The sequence below is a fragment of the Chromohalobacter sp. HP20-39 genome (assembly GCF_033052815.1).
In the GTDB taxonomy this organism is placed as follows: domain Bacteria; phylum Pseudomonadota; class Gammaproteobacteria; order Pseudomonadales; family Halomonadaceae; genus Chromohalobacter.
This window is the reverse complement of the sequence record NZ_JAWHTP010000856.1, coordinates 1-257: the sequence shown is the minus strand read 5'-3', so window position 1 is coordinate 257 and position 257 is coordinate 1. Positions and strand designations below refer to the sequence as shown.

Annotated in this window: 1 protein-coding gene; it reads right to left on the bottom strand. The window is 65.4% G+C overall.

Translation table 11 applies throughout. The features are described from left to right. Positions 1-195: ribonucleotide reductase N-terminal alpha domain-containing protein (locus tag RVY79_RS20395; RefSeq protein WP_317466410.1), on the bottom strand; the 195-nt coding region annotated here is incomplete at its 3' end. Positions 196-257: the final 62 nt, after the last annotated feature.

Below are 257 nucleotides of genomic sequence, written 5' to 3'. Positions count from 1 at the left end.
ATGCAACATGTTGGCGTAGAACAGCCGCGCAAAGTGTGCGCGTCGCTCGGGCGCTTCTGCAGCGGCCAATGCATGGGCGACCCTTCTGAAGACCTGTTCGCGCGTCGACTCGCCAGGCGCGAGATAGCGGTCTGCCAGCACAGCAGCACAGACGGGAGGCAACACCTCTGACGCAATCCGCATCTCGGCCCCCATGACAATGGCCTCCCTGGGCAAGGACACCAGCGGCGTCAGCCTGTGCGTGGTGCTCCCGCCGG